General features: G+C 67.0%; 18 protein-coding genes. 9 read left to right on the top strand and 9 right to left on the bottom strand.

Annotation, left to right across the window (positions count from 1 at the left end):
• The first annotated feature begins 39 nt into the window (after positions 1–39).
• The 4 genes from sigM (at position 40) to trxA (ending at position 3168) form a co-directional block, all read left to right on the top strand.
• Positions 40–744, top strand: a complete 705-nt coding sequence (gene sigM, locus ACFU8W_RS06020) for an RNA polymerase sigma factor SigM (RefSeq protein ID WP_384032625.1) — start codon at positions 40–42, stop codon at positions 742–744.
• Positions 741–1694, top strand: a complete 954-nt coding sequence (locus ACFU8W_RS06015) for a hypothetical protein (protein ID WP_384032623.1) — start codon at positions 741–743, stop codon at positions 1692–1694. The genes sigM and ACFU8W_RS06015 overlap by 4 nt, the downstream gene beginning before the upstream one ends.
• 133 nt (positions 1695–1827) lie before the next feature.
• Positions 1828–2790, top strand: coding sequence for a thioredoxin-disulfide reductase (gene trxB / locus ACFU8W_RS06010; RefSeq protein WP_384032622.1), 963 nt, complete (start codon positions 1828–1830; stop codon positions 2788–2790).
• Positions 2791–2835: 45 nt separating this feature from the next.
• Positions 2836–3168: a thioredoxin gene (gene trxA, locus ACFU8W_RS06005; protein WP_030930508.1), complete on the top strand. Its 333-nt coding sequence runs from the start codon at positions 2836–2838 to the stop codon at positions 3166–3168.
• Between the two features lie 81 nt (positions 3169–3249).
• Here the strand turns inward: trxA and ACFU8W_RS06000 are convergent, their stop codons facing one another.
• From ACFU8W_RS06000 to rpmH, 9 genes are all read right to left on the bottom strand, one after another.
• Positions 3250–3867, bottom strand: coding sequence for a GNAT family N-acetyltransferase (locus ACFU8W_RS06000; RefSeq protein WP_266983721.1), 618 nt, complete (start codon positions 3865–3867; stop codon positions 3250–3252).
• Between the two features lie 289 nt (positions 3868–4156).
• Positions 4157–5278 (bottom strand): ParB/RepB/Spo0J family partition protein, encoded by a 1122-nt coding sequence (locus ACFU8W_RS05995; RefSeq protein WP_384032620.1) that lies wholly within the window; start codon positions 5276–5278, stop codon positions 4157–4159.
• Positions 5275–6351, bottom strand: a complete 1077-nt coding sequence (locus tag ACFU8W_RS05990) for a ParA family protein (RefSeq protein ID WP_078840446.1) — start codon at positions 6349–6351, stop codon at positions 5275–5277. The genes ACFU8W_RS05995 and ACFU8W_RS05990 overlap by 4 nt, the downstream gene beginning before the upstream one ends.
• A 293-nt stretch (positions 6352–6644) precedes the next feature.
• Positions 6645–7361, bottom strand: coding sequence for a 16S rRNA (guanine(527)-N(7))-methyltransferase RsmG (gene rsmG / locus ACFU8W_RS05985; protein ID WP_266983725.1), 717 nt, complete (start codon positions 7359–7361; stop codon positions 6645–6647).
• 109 nt (positions 7362–7470) lie between these two features.
• The gene (locus ACFU8W_RS05980) at positions 7471–7980 is read right to left on the bottom strand and encodes a R3H domain-containing nucleic acid-binding protein (protein WP_030930494.1); all 510 of its coding nucleotides are present in this window, start codon (positions 7978–7980) and stop codon (positions 7471–7473) included.
• A gap of 14 nt (positions 7981–7994) precedes the next feature.
• On the bottom strand, positions 7995–9263 hold the full coding sequence (gene yidC / locus ACFU8W_RS05975) for a membrane protein insertase YidC (RefSeq protein ID WP_345512706.1): 1269 nt from the start codon (positions 9261–9263) through the stop codon (positions 7995–7997).
• Between the two features lie 3 nt (positions 9264–9266).
• Positions 9267–9626 carry a membrane protein insertion efficiency factor YidD gene (gene yidD, locus ACFU8W_RS05970; RefSeq protein WP_078840445.1) on the bottom strand — a complete coding sequence of 120 codons (360 nt, stop codon included), beginning with the start codon at positions 9624–9626 and terminating at the stop codon, positions 9267–9269.
• Positions 9623–9994, bottom strand: a complete 372-nt coding sequence (gene rnpA, locus ACFU8W_RS05965) for a ribonuclease P protein component (protein ID WP_078840444.1) — start codon at positions 9992–9994, stop codon at positions 9623–9625. Before rnpA ends, yidD begins: the two co-directional genes overlap by 4 nt.
• A gap of 18 nt (positions 9995–10012) precedes the next feature.
• Positions 10013–10150 carry a 50S ribosomal protein L34 gene (gene rpmH / locus ACFU8W_RS05960; RefSeq protein WP_030930485.1) on the bottom strand — a complete coding sequence of 46 codons (138 nt, stop codon included), beginning with the start codon at positions 10148–10150 and terminating at the stop codon, positions 10013–10015.
• A gap of 380 nt (positions 10151–10530) precedes the next feature.
• On the opposite strand from rpmH, the gene dnaA reads away from it, so the two are divergent.
• The 5 genes from dnaA (at position 10531) to ACFU8W_RS05935 (ending at position 17351) form a co-directional block, all read left to right on the top strand.
• A complete protein-coding gene (gene dnaA, locus ACFU8W_RS05955) occupies positions 10531–12363 on the top strand; it encodes a chromosomal replication initiator protein DnaA (RefSeq protein WP_384032616.1) in 1833 nt (610 codons plus the stop codon).
• 1054 nt (positions 12364–13417) lie between these two features.
• Complete coding sequence (gene dnaN, locus ACFU8W_RS05950) at positions 13418–14548, top strand: DNA polymerase III subunit beta (protein WP_266983733.1); 1131 nt, start codon at positions 13418–13420, stop codon at positions 14546–14548.
• Positions 14549–14679: 131 nt separating this feature from the next.
• Positions 14680–15558: a phosphogluconate dehydrogenase (NAD(+)-dependent, decarboxylating) gene (gene gnd, locus ACFU8W_RS05945; RefSeq protein WP_384032614.1), complete on the top strand. Its 879-nt coding sequence runs from the start codon at positions 14680–14682 to the stop codon at positions 15556–15558.
• A gap of 84 nt (positions 15559–15642) precedes the next feature.
• Positions 15643–16773, top strand: coding sequence for a DNA replication/repair protein RecF (gene recF / locus ACFU8W_RS05940; RefSeq protein WP_345512711.1), 1131 nt, complete (start codon positions 15643–15645; stop codon positions 16771–16773).
• On the top strand, positions 16770–17351 hold the full coding sequence (locus ACFU8W_RS05935) for a DUF721 domain-containing protein (protein ID WP_384032611.1): 582 nt from the start codon (positions 16770–16772) through the stop codon (positions 17349–17351). Before recF ends, ACFU8W_RS05935 begins: the two co-directional genes overlap by 4 nt.
• The last annotated feature ends 240 nt before the right edge of the window (positions 17352–17591 follow it).

Here is a 17591-nt window from a genome sequence, read left to right as displayed (position 1 = left end):
AGACAGACGGACCTGACACACAGAGGGAGGGGAGGGGAGGTGGCCGCCGAGCCTTCAGAGCCACTCAGCGACTCAGACCTCCTCGCTCGTCACGTAGCCGGTGAACCGGACGCCTTCGGTGAGCTCGTACGGCGCCACCGGGACCGGCTTTGGGCCGTGGCACTGCGAACTCTGGGAGACCGCGAGGAAGCGGCCGACGCGGTTCAGGACGCCCTGGTCTCCGCCTTCCGAGCCGCTCATACCTTCCGCGGCCAATCTGCCGTCACCACCTGGCTGCATCGCATCACGGTCAACGCCTGCCTCGACCGGGTTCGCAAGGCAGCGTCACGCAAGACCTCACCCGTCGACGACACCGAGCGGCTCGAACAACTCCTGGAGCCCCACGAGTCCGCCGAGGCGCCGGCCGAGCGTCAGGATCTGCAGCGCGAACTTCTGACGGCGCTCGGCACGCTTCCCGCCGAACAACGGGCCGCACTGGTTCTCGTGGACATGCAGGGCTATCCCGTGGCGGAGGCCGCCCGCATCCTCGAGGTGCCGACCGGCACTGTGAAAAGCCGCTGTGCACGCGGCCGAGCTCGGCTGGCCCCCCTCCTTGCCCACCTCCGTGGTGAAGTCGGAGAGAGCGATGAACTCGGCACGGAAAGGAACCGGACGCAGAGGGCATCCGTCCCACCCGCATCGGGGCCAAGAGACGCAGAGACCAGTGATCCTGCTGGAGTGAAGGGCGGAGGTGGGCGCACATGACATCAACGACCGACACGACCCAGCACCCGGACGTCTCGGAGATCTCCGAGCTCACCGAAGGGCTACTCTCGCCGTCCCGCACGGCGGAAGTGAGCCGCCACGTGGATGACTGCGCACTCTGTGGCGACGTCCGGTCCGCTCTCGAAGAAATCCGCGGACTGCTCGGCACTCTGCGCGCTCCCGCGCGCATGCCCAATGATGTCGCAGACCGTATCGATGCCGCGCTGGCCGCCGAGGCCGATGTTTCACGTGAAACAAAAGCCGCCGCAGAACAGGGTCAGGAAGCGGGAGACCAAGGGGCGCGGGGCCTGGAAGCCGAGAACAGGGAAACTCAATCCAACGTTCCGGACCGTCCCTCAGGGCACCCCAGGGCCGCCAGCGGCCCCGGCCGCCGGTCGGCACGGCGCCGCCGCATCGTCCTCGGCACAGCGCTCGGCGCTGCGGCGGTGGGCATAAGCGTCCTCATGCTCCAGATGGTCCAGACGTCCCAGGACTCCTCAGGGTCCAAGGCGGCAGACATGGGCGCCAGTGCCTCGAAGGCGGAAGCGAGCGCGTTTTCGGGCTCCCCGCTCAGCCAGCGCGTACACACCCTCCTGAGCAATGTCGAGGCGTCCCCTCCCAAGCGTCCCAACGCTGAGAAGCAGGCGCCGTCCGTCGATGTCCAGTCGACCCCGGGGGGCGAGCCTCCTGCCGCCTCAGCCTCCGACACACCGCTGCGTGCTCCCGTCGCGTCCGTCCCCGCCTGCGTACAGCTGAGCACCGGACGAAAGACTGCCGCACTCGCCGTCGAGGAAGGCACTTACGAGGGCACCAAAGCCTTCCTCGTCGTTCTGCCTCACGAGACCGACGCCGCCCTCGTCCAGGCCTATGTCATCGATGCGAGCTGCGTCCGCACAGACCCTGCAGGCAAGGGCGATCTTCTCCTGACCCGCACCTACGCTCGCCCCTGAGAATGGCGCCGAACGGCGCTCCGGCACGTCGGGAATGCATCCCCCGTAGGATCCGTTGGGTGGGGTGAGAGTCGTTGAACCGACCCCAGTAGGCGTGGACAGTAGGCAGTCTGCAGAGACGAGGAAGAAACCCGTGAGCGACGTCCGTAATGTGATCATCATCGGCTCCGGCCCCGCGGGTTACACCGCCGCCCTTTACACCGCGCGCGCGTCCCTGAAGCCCCTGGTCTTCGAGGGCGCCGTCACCGCAGGTGGCGCGCTGATGAACACCACCGACGTGGAGAACTTCCCCGGATTCCAGAACGGGATCATGGGCCCCGAGCTCATGGACAACATGCGCGCCCAGGCGGAGCGCTTCGGCGCCGAGCTCATTCCCGACGATGTGATCGCCGTCGACCTCACTGGTGACATCAAGACCGTCACCGACACAGCCGGCACAGTGCACCGCGCCAAGGCTGTCATCGTCACCACCGGCTCCCAGCACCGCAAGCTCGGTCTGCCCAACGAGGACGCGCTCTCCGGACGCGGCGTCTCCTGGTGCGCCACCTGTGACGGCTTCTTTTTCAAGGACCAGGACATCGCCGTGGTCGGCGGCGGCGACACGGCCATGGAAGAGGCGACGTTCCTGTCCCGCTTCGCCAAGTCGGTCACGATCGTCCACCGCCGCGACTCGCTGCGCGCCTCCAAGGCCATGCAGGAGCGTGCCTTCGCCGACCCGAAGATCAAGTTCGCCTGGGACAGCGAAGTCGCCGGGGTACAGGGCGAGCAGAAGCTCTCCGGTCTGACCCTGCGCAACACCAAGACTGGCGAGACGTCCGAGCTTGCGGTGACCGGTCTGTTCATCGCCGTCGGCCATGACCCGCGTACCGAGCTCTTCAAGGGGCAGCTCGACCTCGATGACGAGGGCTACCTCAAGGTCGACGCTCCCTCGACGCGCACCAACCTGACCGGCGTCTTCGGCGCCGGCGATGTCGTCGACCACACGTACCGGCAGGCCATCACCGCTGCCGGCACTGGCTGCTCCGCCGCCCTCGACGCCGAGCGCTTCCTTGCCGTGCTCGCCGACGAAGAAAAGGCCGCTGCGGCAGCCGTCTGATCCACGCCTCTCACCCCACACCCCCGCGAAGTTAAGGAGGCCGCCGTGGCCGGCGCCCTGAAGAACGTGACTGATGACTCCTTTGACGAGGACGTCCTGAAGAGCGAGAAGCCCGTACTGGTGGACTTCTGGGCAGCCTGGTGCGGCCCGTGCCGCCAGATCGCTCCCTCCCTGGAGGCAATCGCAGCCGAGCACGGCGACAAGATCGAGATCGTCAAGCTCAACATCGACGAGAACCCGGCGACCGCTGCCAAGTACGGCGTGATGTCGATCCCGACGCTGAACGTGTACCAGGGCGGCGAGGTCGCCAAGACCATCGTCGGCGCCAAGCCGAAGGCCGCGATCCTCCGCGACCTCGAAGGCTTCATCGCCGAGTAGAACCACGGTGCACTGTTCCACGTGAAACGGGTCCATCCCTTGAGGGGATGGACCCGTTTCACATTCTCCCGAGCTCTCGGATCACAGCGGGCGCAGTGCCGGTTCCTTCTGCACGACACCCAGCAGCCGGTCCAGTGCCAGTTCGACGTCTTCCTTCCACGAGAGCGTCGTGCGCAGCTCCAGTCTCAGCCGTGGATGCACCGGGTGCGGGCGTACGGTCTTGAAGCCCACCGCCAGCAGATGGTCAGCCGGAAGTACACAGGCCGGCTCCTTCCACCGGGCATCACCGAACGCCTCGATCGCCTTGAATCCTCGTCGCAGCAGGTCCTTGGCGACGGTCTGCACCATGACCCGCCCCAGACCCTGCCCCTGATACCCGGGCATGATCCATGCGGTCATCAACTGCACGGCATCCGGGGACACAGGACTGGTGGGAAAGGCCGTCGAACGCGGCACATACGCCGGTGGCGCATAGAGAACGAAGCCGACCGGTACGTCGTCCACATAGACGACCCGGCCGCACGATCCCCACTCCAGTAGGACAGCCGAGATCCACGCTTCCTTTTCCAGCTCCGGAGTGCCTGCCTTTACCGCAGCTTCCCCACTGACCGGATCAAGCTCCCAGAAGACACACGAGCGGCACCGCTTGGGGAGATCGGGAAGGTTATCCAGTGTGAGCGGTACGAGCCGCCGTCCCATGAAGGCTGTTCCTCGCTTCCTTCGCCCGCCGCATCACGTGCGGCGGTCAGTGCACTCCGTTCGCGGAGCAGGCCGCCGACAAACCCTCCGACGGCTCCCAAGCCCAGCCCCACTGTCACCAGTCGGCTGCGGCTCACTGATCGCATGGCCCTCCCTCCGCCGAGGTGGATCAAGCTGGATGTGCCATATCAGAACGAATCGTATCCACCCGGAGATGAAGCCGACACCGTGAGAAAGCAAAGGGCGGGCTGTGTTCCGGTAAGCACCCGAACACGGCCCGCCTCACGGCTCACTCGGCAGGTGTCCCCTCGCCGTCGTCGCCGTCCTCGGCCGACTCCTCGGAGAGACTCTGCTCCAGCACGCGACCCTCACCCGGCGCCAGACTGCCGAGAATGCGGTCCAGATCTTCCATCGAAGCGAACTCGACGACGATCTTTCCCTTCTTCTGCCCGAGGTCGACCTTCACCCTGGTCTCGAAGCGGTCCGAGAGCCGGGAAGCGAGATCGGAGAGGGCGGGAGACAGCCGACCGCCGGCCCGGGGCCCCTTGGCCTTCGGGGTACTAGTGGTCCGGGAACCCATCAGGGTCACGATCTCCTCGACCGCACGCACCGAGAGGCCTTCGGCCACGATGCGATGGGCCAGTCGATCCTGCTCCTCGGAGTCGTCCACGGACAACAGCGCTCTCGCATGACCGGCCGAGAGCACCCCGGCAGCGACCCTGCGCTGCACAGGCGGAGAGAGACGCAGCAGACGCAGCGTGTTCGACACCTGCGGACGCGACCGCCCGATGCGGTCGGCCAGCTGGTCATGCGTGCACTTGAAGTCCTTGAGCAGCTGGTCGTACGCGGCTGCCTCCTCCAGCGGGTTCAGCTGAGCCCGGTGGAGGTTCTCCAGGAGTGCGTCCAGGAGCAGCTTCTCGTCTTCCGTGGCCCGCACGATGGCCGGGATGCGCTCCAGACCCGCCTCACGGCAGGCCCTCCAGCGCCGCTCGCCCATGATGAGCTCGTAGCGCTCCGGTCCCAGCTTCCGCACGACGACAGGCTGGAGGAGACCGACCTCCTTGATGGAGGTGACCAGCTCGGCAAGCGCGTCCTCGTCGAACACCTCGCGAGGCTGCCGGGGGTTCGGAGTGATGGAGCCGAGAAGAACCTCGGCGAAGTAGGCTCCCGCAGCGTCCGTAGCCCCGGAGGAGGCTTCGGGCTGCGAGACGGGCGCACTCGGCCCCGGTACAGCGGGAGTAGCCGCGAGGGTGGCCACCTTGGCCGCGGCCACCCCTCGCTCGGCGGTCATCACCGGGAGCGCGCCCGGTGAAGCCGCACCCGGCTCGGAGGCCGGTACCTGACGCTCCTGCGGGGCAGCGGGAATCAGTGCGCCGAGCCCACGCCCCAATCCTCTACGACGCTCACTCACTGGATCCCCTCCGAAATGTTCTGCTGGCTGTTCTGGCTGCCCGAGTGGGCGTGCTGGGCCTCGTAGTGCACCCCGACCCCTCGCAGGGCAATCTCACGAGCTGCTTCGAGATACGACAAGGATCCGCTGGAACCCGGGTCGTAGGTCAGCACGGTCTGCCCGTAACTCGGCGCCTCCGAGATTCGCACGGACCGGGGGATGCTCGTGCGCAGCACCTCCTTGCCGAAGTGGCTGCGCACCTCCTCCGCCACCTGGGAAGCGAGCCGGGTCCTGCCGTCGTACATGGTGAGAAGGATCGTCGACACATGCAGATCGGGGTTCAGGTGTCCCCGGACGAGATCGACGTTCCTCAGCAGCTGCCCCAGTCCTTCCAGCGCGTAGTACTCGCACTGGATGGGGATCAGCACCTCGGCGCCCGCGACCAGGGCATTGACCGTCAGCAGACCGAGCGAAGGCGGGCAGTCAATAAGGATGTAGTCCAGCGGCTGCTCATACGCCTGGATCGCTCGCTGCAGTCGACTCTCCCGCGCCACCAGCGACACCAGTTCGATCTCCGCACCGGCGAGATCGATGGTGGCGGGGGCGCAGAAGAGGCCTTCGACGTCCGGTACGGGCTGCACCACGTCGGAGAGCGGCTTGCTCTCCACCAGGACGTCATAGATAGAGGGAACTTCGGCATGGTGGTCGATGCCCAGGGCCGTGGAGGCGTTTCCCTGCGGGTCGAGGTCGACCACCAGAACACGTGCACCGTGGAGTGCGAGCGAGGCGGCAAGGTTCACCGTCGTGGTCGTCTTGCCCACTCCGCCTTTCTGGTTGGCCACCACCATGACGCGTGTCTGGTCAGGGCGGGGCAGCCCCTCGCCGGCGCGGCCGAGGGCCTCGACCGCCAGCTGGGCCGCACGACCGATGGGTGTGTCATCCATCGGCGGCGGCGTTTCACGTGAAACACCGTCCCCCGCCGATTCGGTTCGGGGACCGGGGACCGGATCGGTCATCGGTCCCGCGATGTTGGCGTCGGACCGCAAGGATTCACTCTCCTCGACTTCAGGCTCGCAATGAGCAGAGCCTGCCATGTTTTCGGGGTCGTGAACCAGCGAGGCCCGCTCTTCTGTGGATGAATCCACTTCTGTGGACAACTCCGTAGCCCTTACGGGCCTGCGATGGCGTGGAGCGGCAGCCTTACGGCCGCGGCCGATGATTCCATGCAGCAGAGAGCGACGTTTCACGTGAAACACGATGCCCCTGCAGCCTAGCTACAGGGGCACGACACTCCGCACAGAGTGCGTATGGCTGCTTGTGCGGAGCATTACTGATAGGCGGTACAAACCGTACGTAATAGCCGATTCCGCAGCGTAACTAACCGGACTCAGCGCCGCCGTCGCGTGCGGCTCGCCCTTGCGGCCTTGGCCCTCTTTGCGGCGAACCTCACACCGCCCGGGCTCTCACCGACCACCACGCGTACCACGGTGGACATCGGCTCGACCACGCCCTCCCCGACGTGCAGCACCTCGGTCTCCACCACTCCGAGCTTGCTCAGAGCGGCCCGCGCACCGTTGATCTCCTCCTCGGCGGTATCGCCCTTGAGCGCCAGCATCTCCCCGTAGGGCCGCAGCAACGGCACACCCCAGCCGGCGAGCCGATCGAGCGGTGCCACGGCACGGGCTGTGACGACATGCACCGGCTGGAGCGTCCCGAGGACTTCCTCGGCCCGGCCACGGACCACAGTCACATGGTCCAGCCCGAGCAACTCGACGACTTCCTGGAGAAAGTTCGTCCTTCGAAGCAACGGCTCCAGCAAGGTGATCTTCAAGTCGGGACGCACCAACGCCAGTGGAATCCCCGGGAGACCCGCACCGGAGCCCACGTCGCAGACGGTGACACCTTCGGGCACCACTTCGGAGAGCACCGCGCAGTTCAGCAGATGCCGTTCCCACAGCCGGGGCACTTCGCGGGGACCGATCAGACCGCGCTTGACCCCGGCATCGGCAAGGAGTTCCGCGTACCGGACAGCCTCCGGGAAGAACTCACCGAAAACCGCCCGCGCCTCTTCAGGCGCCTGGGGAAGCTCTACTTCCGCCGTCACGGGAACCGTCCTTCCATACCGCACTACCGCGCTGTGGGTGGCTGACTATCAGGCTGACAAAGATCGGCCCCGCCTGCGAACAGACGGGGCCGTCGGAACAAGGGTCCGGTCAGGCCGGGAGAACGACGACGAAGCGCTGCGGCTCCTCGCCCTCCGACTCGCTGCGCAGACCTGCGGCCGCAACCGCATCATGCACAACCTTGCGCTCGAACGGCGTCATCGGGTCCAGCTTCACCGGCTCACCGGTCTTCTTGACCTCATCCGCGGCCTTGGCACCCAGCTCGGCCAGGACCGCGCGCTTCTTGGCCCGGAAGCCTGCGATGTCCAGCATCAGACGGCTGCGGTCACCGGTCTCCCGGTGCACAGCCAGCCGTGTCAGCTCCTGGAGCGCCTCCAGCACCTCACCGTCGCGGCCCACGAGCTTCTGCAGTTCACGTGCCGAGTCGCTGATGATCGAAACCGCGGCCCGGTCCGCCTCGACGTCCATGTCGATGTCGCCGTCGAGGTCGGCGATGTCGAGCAGGCCCTCGAGGTAATCGGCTGCGATCTCCCCTTCCTGCTCAAGGCGGGTCAAGGTGTCGCTGCCCTCAGCGGCCGTGGAGGTGGTGCCTTCCGTCACGGATGGACTCCTTCTTACTTCTTGGACGGGTGCTTGGGCCGCTGCGGGCCCCTGCGCTGTCCGGACTTGGCTTGGCGTGAGGAGCCGGACGCGGGCTTGCCCGCCGGCTTCGGCTTGTCGTCCTGCTTCTGCAGCGAGGTCTTGGCCTCCGACTTGGTGGAGTCGGTCTCCTTCGCCGCACCGGGCTGAGCAGCACCGGTCTGAGTCGTACCGCTCTGACGCTTCGCCTTGGTCTGACGCTTGGGCTGCTGGCGCTTCTGTGCGGATCCGCCCTCGGCCTCGGCAAGAGCGGTGTCGCTCTTCGTCACCGTGCCGTCCTCCTGGGCGGCAAGGCCGAGTTTGGCCAGCCCGGTGATGAACTTCCGCTCGATGTCGTTGCGGTCAGAGCCCTTGGCCACGATCCGCTTGACCGTGTTGCGCCTGGTCCGGCCGCGCACCTCCCCGTGAGCGGTGACGTTCTTCAGCAGACGTTCCAGGTACTGGTTCTGCGCCTTGCTGCCCGGGGTCGGGTTCTGGTTGATCACGTACATCTGCTGACCCATGGTCCAGACGTTCGTGGTCAGCCAGTAGACGAGGACACCGACGGGGAAGTTGATGCCCATGACGGCGAAGATCAGCGGGAAGATGTACATCAGCATCTTCTGCTGCTGCATGTACGGAGTCTTGACCGTGAGGTCGACGTTCTTCGTCATGAGCTGGCGCTGCGTGAAGAACTGCGACGCCGACATCATGACGATCATGACCGCGGTGACGACGCGGACGTCGGTCAGCGAGGCACCGAGCGCTTCGACCTTGGCCGGGCTGTCCATGAACTTGGCGGCCAGCGGAGCACCGAAGATGTGCGCCTGCCGGGCGCTGTCGAGCAGCGGCTGGTCGATGACACCGATCGTCTTGCCCGAGGCGATGGCCGAGAGCACGTGATAGAGGGCGAAGAAGAACGGCGACTGCGCCAGGATGGGAAGGCACGAGGAGAGCGGGTTGGTACCCGTCTCCTTGTACAGCTTCATCATCTCTTCGGACTGACGCTGCTTGTCGCTCTTGTAGCGCTCCTGGATCGCCTTCATCTTCGGCTGGAGCACCTGCATGTTCCGGGTCGACTTGATCTGCTTAACGAAAAGCGGGATCAGGCAGATCCGGATCAGCACCACAAGGGACACGATGGACAGGCCCCAGGCCCAGCCCGTGTCATCGCCGAAGATCGCTCCGTACAGCGTGTGGAACTGGACGATGACCCACGAAACGGGGTAAGTGATAAAGCTGAACAGACTGGCAATCGTGTCCACTAATCAGGCTCCTTGAGCATTGGGCGAAGTCTCTGCGGCCGGGCTCGGGGGTTCGGAGGCCGTCCCCCCGGGAGGCACATCAGCGGCGGAGTCCCCGCCCTTGCTGCCACGCAGTGCATTACGCAGCAGTTCGTGCCAACGCGGACGTTTGCGTGGCGGAACATGGTCCACGCCGCCGGGTGACCACGGATTGCACCGCAGGATGCGCCATGCGGTCAGCGCGGTTCCCTTGATCGCTCCGTGCCGGTCGATCGCCGTATATCCATAGTGGGAACACGACGGGTAGTAACGGCAGACAGGCCCGAGGAGTGGGCTGATCGTCCACTGGTACAGCTTGATCAGAGCCAGCAGCGGGTACTTCATCGCGCGCCCCCTCCCAGCAGCCGCTGAAGGGCGGCGTCCAGGTCTCGGGCCAGCTGTTCATGGTCGGCGTCGCCCGATCCGGGCAGCGCTCGTACGACAACCAGGCTACCGGGGGGCAGCATGGCCAGACGATCGCGGACCAGATGGCGAAGCCTCCGCTTCACCGCTGTGCGTACGACCGCGCCACCCACGGCTTTGCTGACAACGAAACCCGCACGCGGCGGGGGAGCACTCTCCCCAGTCACGTGCGGGTCCGTTGCACCGCTACGTAGATGGACGACGAGTAGCGGGCGTCCGGCCCGGCGTCCTCGACGTACTGCGGTCGCGAAGTCCTCGCGCCGCCTCAGCCGATTCTCGGTAGGCAGCACGTCATGACCTGTACGCGATCAGGCGGACAGGTTGGCGCGACCCTTGCCACGGCGGGACGCGAGAATCGCGCGGCCGGCACGGGTGCGCATACGCAGCCGGAAGCCGTGGGTCTTCGCGCGACGACGGTTGTTCGGCTGGAAGGTGCGCTTGCTCACTCGGGGGCTCCAGAAATGATTGTGTATTGGCGGGACATCGCCTGGCTGTCACCGTGCGCCCACGAGAGACTCGCGTATACGCCTTAGTGCACCGCTTCACAATCACAGATCGTGATCTTTGCCCATCGGAGGCAGGCGGCAGCAGCCATCGACAACTCGACCTGGTCACGGTACGCGCGGCTACGCCATCCGGTCAAACCCGCCCCGCGACGACCCGCGCTGTACACAGCCTGTGGACAACGACTTGAACCTCGCGGGTCGGCCTGACTACCGTGGCTGGACTGCGGTTCTTTTTCTTCCCGCCTGCCGGGCCTCACCCGTCCCGACCCATCCCGTCCCGAGAACCACACATTCGTGGGACCAGCGAGAGAGCGTGCTTTGTGGCTGACGTACCTGCCGATCTTGCCGCAGTGTGGCCACGAGTGCTGGAGCAGCTCCTCGCGGAGGGCCAGCAGGGCATCGAGTCGAAGGACAAGCAGTGGATCGAGCGCTGCCAGCCGCTCGCGCTGGTCGCCGACACCGCGCTGCTCGCCGTGCCCAACGAATGGGGCAAGCGCGTTCTCGAGGGACGGCTTGCGCCGCTCATCAGTGAGACCCTGAGCCGCGAATGCGGACGCCCGATCCGGATCGCGATCACCGTCGACGATTCGGCGGGCGAGCCGCCGACCCCGCCGGCACCCCCGATGCACCAGTCCCAGCAGCCGCAGCAGCACCGCTACCAGGGACCCCAGCACGACGAGCGGCAGCACAGCGACGCCTACGACGGATACGGCCACCGGCCCTCGGACGACGGCATGCCGACGGCCCGTCCCGCCTACCCCGACTACCAGCAGCAGCGCCCCGAGCCCGGAGCCTGGCCGCGCACCCAGGAGGACCTCTCCTGGCAGCAGCCGCGGCTCGGCGGATTCCAGGAGCGCGACGCGTCCGCGGAGCAGTGGCGTGAGCCGCAGCACGACTACCGCCCCCAGCAGCACGACTACCGGTCCCAGCCGCCCGAGCGCCAGGGTTACGAGCAGCAGCGCCCCGAGCGCCAGGGTTACGAGCAGCAGCGCCCCGAGCGCCATGACATGCCGGACCCCCAGCCCCAGCACCGGCAGGGCGGTCCCGGCACCGGACGCCCCGGCGGCGCCACCGGACCGATGGGTGCCCAGCCCGCACCCGCACCCGGTCCCGGCGAGCCCCATGCCCGGCTGAATCCGAAGTACCTCTTCGACACCTTTGTCATCGGCGCGTCCAACCGGTTCGCGCACGCCGCCGCCGTCGCCGTCGCCGAGGCGCCCGCAAAGGCGTACAACCCCCTCTTCATCTATGGGGAGTCGGGGCTCGGCAAGACCCACCTGCTGCATGCCATCGGGCACTACGCGCGCAGTCTCTACCCGGGCACCCGGGTGCGCTACGTGAGCTCCGAGGAGTTCACCAACGAGTTCATCAACTCGATCCGCGACGGCAAGGGCGACACCTTCCGCAAGCGGTACCGCGACGTGGACATCCTGCTGGTCGACGACATCCAGTTCCTGGCGAGCAAGGAGTCGACGCAGGAGGAGTTCTTCCACACCTTCAACACGCTCCACAACGCCAACAAGCAGATCGTGCTGTCCTCGGACCGGCCGCCCAAGCAACTGGTCACCCTGGAGGACCGGCTGCGGAACCGTTTCGAGTGGGGTCTGACCACCGATGTGCAGCCGCCGGAGCTGGAGACGCGCATCGCGATCCTCCGTAAGAAGGCGGTGCAGGAGCAGCTCAACGCCCCGCCGGAGGTCCTGGAGTTCATCGCCTCCCGCATCTCCCGCAACATCCGGGAGCTTGAGGGAGCGTTGATCCGGGTGACGGCCTTCGCCAGCCTCAACCGCCAGCCGGTGGATCTCGGGCTGACCGAGATCGTGCTGAAGGACCTGATCCCGGGTGGCGAGGACTTGGCTCCGGAGATCACGGCGACGGCCATCATGGCGGCGACCGCCGACTACTTCGGTCTGACCGTGGAGGATCTCTGTGGATCCTCACGCAGCCGGGTGCTGGTGACGGCTCGCCAGATCGCGATGTATCTCTGCCGTGAGCTGACGGATCTCTCACTGCCCAAGATCGGCGCGCAGTTCGGCGGCCGCGACCACACGACGGTGATGCACGCGGACCGCAAGATCCGTGCGCTGATGGCGGAGCGACGCTCCATCTACAACCAGGTCACCGAGCTGACCAACCGCATCAAGAACGGCTGACAGAGCGCCGGTACGGCTTCTGGCACGACTTCATGCACGGCGCCGAGGGGCGCCCCTGCCTGGCTTCCACACAAGTCCGGCAGGGGCGCCCCTCGGCGTTTCCCGCCCGCATCCACGGGTCCGGAGCATGCCTCGGCGTGGTCCTGGAGCGTTCCTGCCGACCGCCGGCAGCACTTCTGCCGGCCTCCGGAACGCCTCCGCGGGGCTGCCAAGGCACTTCGGCGGAGCTTCCAGAGACCTCCCGGAGCCCGTCCCGGCACCATCCGCACGCCTCCGCCCCGGCCCCGGTGTTCGAATACATGCCGCCGACCTGCGGTTCTCCACAGATCTGGGGAAAATTTCCTCTCCACAGCCTGGGGATCGCGAAGTTGTCCATATTGCTTCCACAGGGGCGACTGCCGATACTCCATCAGGCCAGGTCAAGGGCCTGGGGATTTGTGGTCAACAGTGATCCACAGCCTGTGGACAAAATATTCGTCCACAGAGGCCCTCCGATGTTGTCCACCGGCGGCCCACAGGCCGGGCTACGTTGTCCCCAGCTTCTCCACACCCCTGTCCACTGTTCGGCAACACAACACCCGCCTTCACCGCGCGGAGTGAAAGGCGTCACACCAAGGAGCCCGGTTGGGCTGTGGGGAACCTGGGTAAAACTGGGGACAGCCCTGGGGAGAACCACCCCTGTCCTGTGCATCGGGTGTGCAGAACTTTTGCGTGTCCACAGAAACGCCGGGTTGTCCACCGATGCCACCCACAGGACCAGTGGATAAAAAACCGGGTCTGACCTGCGAAAACGACGTTATCCACGGTTTCCACAGGACCTACTACTACTGCCACATAGAGTTAGCTCGGATTCCGCTTCGAAGTGGGTGCTGTGCACAACTCGGCGCCGGAGCTCTCCGAACCTCTTGTCGCGACTTGACCCCGAGCAGCACCGAGTGTCGGTGCCGTACGTCAGACTGGTCCCCGGACGTCCTCCGCCTGCCATCGGCGAAGCGACCCCGACCAGACGACGAAGGCCAGCAGGGCGAGCGAGCAACAGCAGGAGGCGGTTCCGGTGAAGATCCGGGTGGAGCGCGATGTACTCGCGGAGGCGGTGGCCTGGGTGGCCCGCAGCCTTCCGGCCCGTCCGCCGGCGCCCGTTCTTGCGGGCCTTCTTCTGAGGGCCGAGGACGGCGCGCTCAGCTTCTCCAGCTTCGACTACGAGGTCTCGGCCCGGGTCTCGGTGGACGCCGAGGTCGAGGAGGACGGCACGGTGCTGGTCTCCGGCCGGCTGCTCGCCGACATCTGCCGCGCCCTCCCCAACCGACCGGTGGAGATTTCCACCGACGGTGTACGGGCCACCGTGGTCTGCGGCTCCTCGCGATTCACACTCCACACCCTTCCTGTGGAGGAGTACCCGGCGCTGCCGCAGATGCCGACGGCGACGGGCACGGTCCCCGGCGAGGTCTTCGCCTCGGCCGCCGCCCAGGTCGCCATCGCCGCGGGCCGCGACGACACGCTGCCCGTCCTGACCGGTGTGCGGATCGAGATCGAGGGCGACACCGTCACCCTGGCGTCCACCGACCGCTACCGCTTCGCGGTCCGCGAGTTCCTGTGGAAGCCGGAGAACCCGGACGCATCGGCCGTCGCCCTGGTGCCCGCCAAGACGCTGCTGGACACGGCCAAGGCCCTGACCAGCGGTGACACGGTGACGCTGGCACTGTCCGGCTCCGGTGCCGGTGAAGGTCTGATCGGTTTCGAGGGCGCGGGTCGGCGTACGACCACGCGACTGCTCGAAGGCGACCTGCCGAAGTACCGGACGCTGTTCCCCACCGAGTTCAACTCGGTCGCCGTCATCGAGACCGCCCCGTTCGTCGAGGCCGTCAAGCGTGTGGCCCTCGTCGCCGAGCGGAACACCCCGGTGCGGCTCAGCTTCGAGCAGGGTGTGCTGATCCTCGAAGCCGGATCCAGCGACGATGCACAGGCTGTGGAGCGCGTCGACGCCGTGCTGGACGGTGACGACATCTCGATCGCCTTCAACCCGACCTTCCTGCTCGACGGGCTCAGCGCGATCGACTCCCCGGTCGCCCAGCTCTCCTTCACGACGTCCACCAAGCCCGCGCTGCTCAGCGGCCGGCCGGCTGTGGATGCCGAGGCGGATGACGCGTACAAGTACCTGATCATGCCGGTCCGCCTCTCCGGCTGATCCGGCCACCGGTCCTGTCACGGCAGCTTCCGACGGGCACGCTCAGAGCCGAGCATGCCCGTCGGTCTGTCCCCGGCCGGGCGTAGGCTCGGCCTTGGGTACGAATCGGCACAACGCTTAAGGAATCTCTGATGGAGCTCGGTCTCGTCGGCCTCGGCAAGATGGGCGGCAACATGCGCGAGCGCATCCGCCGCGCAGGCCACACCGTCATCGGTTACGACCGCAACCCGGACGTCTCCGATGTCCACAGCCTCGAAGAGCTTGTGGGCAAGCTGAAGGGCTCACGGGTCATCTGGGTGATGGTCCCGGCCGGTGCCGCGACCCAGTCCACGATCGACGAGCTGGCCGCGCTGCTCTCGCCCGGCGACATCGTCGTGGACGGCGGGAACTCCCGCTGGACGGACGACGAGAAGCACGCGGTCGAGCTGGGCATCAAGGGCATCGGCTTCGTCGACTGCGGTGTCTCGGGCGGAGTCTGGGGCCTGGAGAACGGCTACGCGCTGATGTACGGCGGCGACGCCGAGAACGTGGCGAAGGTCCAGCCGGTCTTCGACGCGCTGAAGCCGGAGGGCGACTTCGGGTCCGTCCATGCGGGCAAGGTCGGCGCCGGCCACTTCGCGAAGATGGTCCACAACGGCATCGAGTACGCCATGATGCAGGCCTACGCCGAGGGCTGGGAGCTGCTGGAGAAGGTCGACTCCGTCACCGATGTGCGCGAGGTCTTCCGCTCCTGGCAGGAGGGCACGGTCATCCGTTCCTGGCTGCTCGACCTGGCGGTCAACGCGCTGGACGACGACGAGCACCTCGACAAGCTCCGTGGCTTCGCCGCCGACTCCGGTGAGGGCCGGTGGACGGTGGAGGCCGCGATCGACAACGCGGTGCCGCTGCCCGCGATCACCGCGTCGCTCTTCGCGCGATTCGCCTCGCGCCAGGACGACTCCCCGCAGATGAAGATGATCGCCGCGCTGCGCAACCAGTTCGGTGGCCACGCGGTCGAGAACAAGAAGTAACCGCACCGAGGGCGGGCCGGACCCACATCACCGGCCCGCGCTGCGGAGCACGGAGCAGGAAGCCGGGAAGGTCGGCATACACCCATGCATGTCACGCATCTCTCGCTGGCCGACTTCCGCTCGTACGCCCGGGTCGAGGTACCTCTCGACCCGGGCGTCACCGCGTTCGTGGGGGCGAACGGTCAGGGCAAGACGAATCTGGTCGAGGCCGTCGGTTACCTCGCGACGCTCGGTAGCCATCGTGTCTCCTCCGATGCGCCGCTGGTGCGGATGGGCGCGGACCGGGCCGTCATCCGGGCCGCCGTCACCCAGGGCGAGCGCGCGCAGCTGATCGAGCTGGAGCTCAATCCGGGCAGGGCCAATCGCGCCCGGATCAATCGATCGTCGCAGGTCAGGCCCCGTGACGTGCTGGGGATCGTACGGACTGTGCTGTTCGCGCCGGAGGATCTGGCGCTCGTCAAGGGCGATCCCGGGGAGCGTCGGCGCTTCCTCGACGAGCTGATCACTGCGCGTTCGCCGCGGATGGCCGGGGTCCGTTCGGACTACGAGCGGGTGCTGAAGCAGCGCAACACCCTGCTGAAGTCCGCGGCGATGGCGCGCAGGCACGGCGGCCGGTCGATGGATCTGTCCACCCTCGACGTGTGGGACCAGCATCTGGGCCGGGTGGGCGCGGAGCTGCTGGCGCAGCGGCTGGATCTGATCGCGACCCTGCAGCCGCTGACGGACAAGGCGTACGCGGATGTCGCGCCCGGTGGTGGCCCGGTGACGCTGGAGTACCGCAGTTCGGTCGGTGCGGGCGTGGAGCCCGCCCGTACCCGTGACGAGCTGTACGAGCAGCTGCTCGCTGCACTCGCGGAGGTCCGCAAGCAGGAGATCGAGCGGGGCGTGACGCTGGTCGGTCCGCACCGTGACGATTTGCTGTTGGGACTGCGCGGGATGCCCGCCAAGGGGTACGCGAGCCATGGAGAGTCCTGGTCGTACGCGCTGGCGCTGCGGCTTGCCTCGTACGACCTGCTGCGCACCGAGGGCAATGAGCCGGTGCTCGTGCTGGACGATGTCTTCGCCGAGCTGGATGCGCGGCGCCGGGAGCGGCTGGCGGAGCTGGTCGCTCCGGGTGAGCAGGTGCTGGTGACGGCGGCGGTGGACGATGACGTTCCGGGTGTGCTGGCGGGAACGCGTTATGCGGTGTCGGCGGGCGAGGTGAAGCGGATATGAGCGGCTCCGTCGATCCGGCGAAGGGCTCTGCCGGCGGCCCGCAGGAACCGTTGGGCGAGGCGAAGCAGCCGGAGGCGTCCGGTGTCGATCTGGCGCGGGTCGCCCTGCGTGCCGCGAAGGAGCAGGCTCGGGCGCGCGGGGCCGCGGCGCAACAGAAGAAACAGGCCAGACGGGGCGGTGGGCTGCGTTCCGGCGCGCGGGCGGACGGGCGCGATCCGTTGCCGCTGGGCGCCGCGATCAATCGTCTGATCACCGAGCGCGGCTGGGAGACCCCCGCGGCGGTGGGCGGTGTGATGGGCCGCTGGCCGCAGATCGTCGGTGAGGATCTGGCCAATCATTGTGTGCCGCTGCGGTACGACGAGGCCCCCGAGGAGCGGGTGCTCACGGTGCAGTGCGATTCGACGGCCTGGGCGACGCAGCTGCGGCTGCTGGCGCCGCAACTGGTCGCCCGGCTGAACGCGGATCTGGGGCACGGAACCGTAAAGTTGATCAAGGTTTTGGGGCCGGGTGGTCCGCAGCGCAGATTCGGTCCGCTGCGTGCGCCGGGAAGCACCGGCCCGGGCGACACATACGGCTGACCTGGGCTTTTCTCTCCCTGCGCGGCTCTGTGCCCGATGTCGGCAGCTGCCGTTCAGCAGTCCTGAGAAGTTCGGCTGCGGTGGTGTGCTGCCTTCTCTGCGGTGTTGTCCGCTGCTTCCGTGATGTACGGGTCTGTGCAGGTTGAAACCCTGTGGTGTGGCAGGGGCGTCCCTCACCGTAGCGAGAGGTTGACAGGCCGAAGCGCTCAATGCCCGCTTGAGCCTCTTGGAGCCCCATCC

The organism is Streptomyces sp. NPDC057565 (genome assembly GCF_042801455.1).
Classification (GTDB): domain Bacteria; phylum Actinomycetota; class Actinomycetes; order Streptomycetales; family Streptomycetaceae; genus Streptomyces; species Streptomyces yanii.
Note: the sequence above shows the minus strand (reverse complement) of the source record. Positions and strands in the feature narration are given on the sequence as shown.

Bases quoted from the DNA above. Each gene is read 5' to 3' on its own strand.
- ACFU8W_RS05935 (WP_384032611.1), top strand. From the start codon at position 16,770: ATGAGCGGCTCCGTCGATCCGGCGAAGGGCTCTGCCGGCGGCCCGCAG.
- ACFU8W_RS06000 (WP_266983721.1), bottom strand. From the start codon at position 3,867: ATGGGACGGCGGCTCGTACCGCTCACACTGGATAACCTTCCCGATCTC.
- yidD (WP_078840445.1), bottom strand. From the start codon at position 9,626: ATGAAGTACCCGCTGCTGGCTCTGATCAAGCTGTACCAGTGGACGATC.
- ACFU8W_RS06015 (WP_384032623.1), top strand. From the start codon at position 741: ATGACATCAACGACCGACACGACCCAGCACCCGGACGTCTCGGAGATC.
- ACFU8W_RS05990 (WP_078840446.1), bottom strand. From the start codon at position 6,351: ATGGCAGGCTCTGCTCATTGCGAGCCTGAAGTCGAGGAGAGTGAATCC.
- gnd (WP_384032614.1), top strand. From the start codon at position 14,680: ATGGAGCTCGGTCTCGTCGGCCTCGGCAAGATGGGCGGCAACATGCGC.
- recF (WP_345512711.1), top strand. From the start codon at position 15,643: ATGCATGTCACGCATCTCTCGCTGGCCGACTTCCGCTCGTACGCCCGG.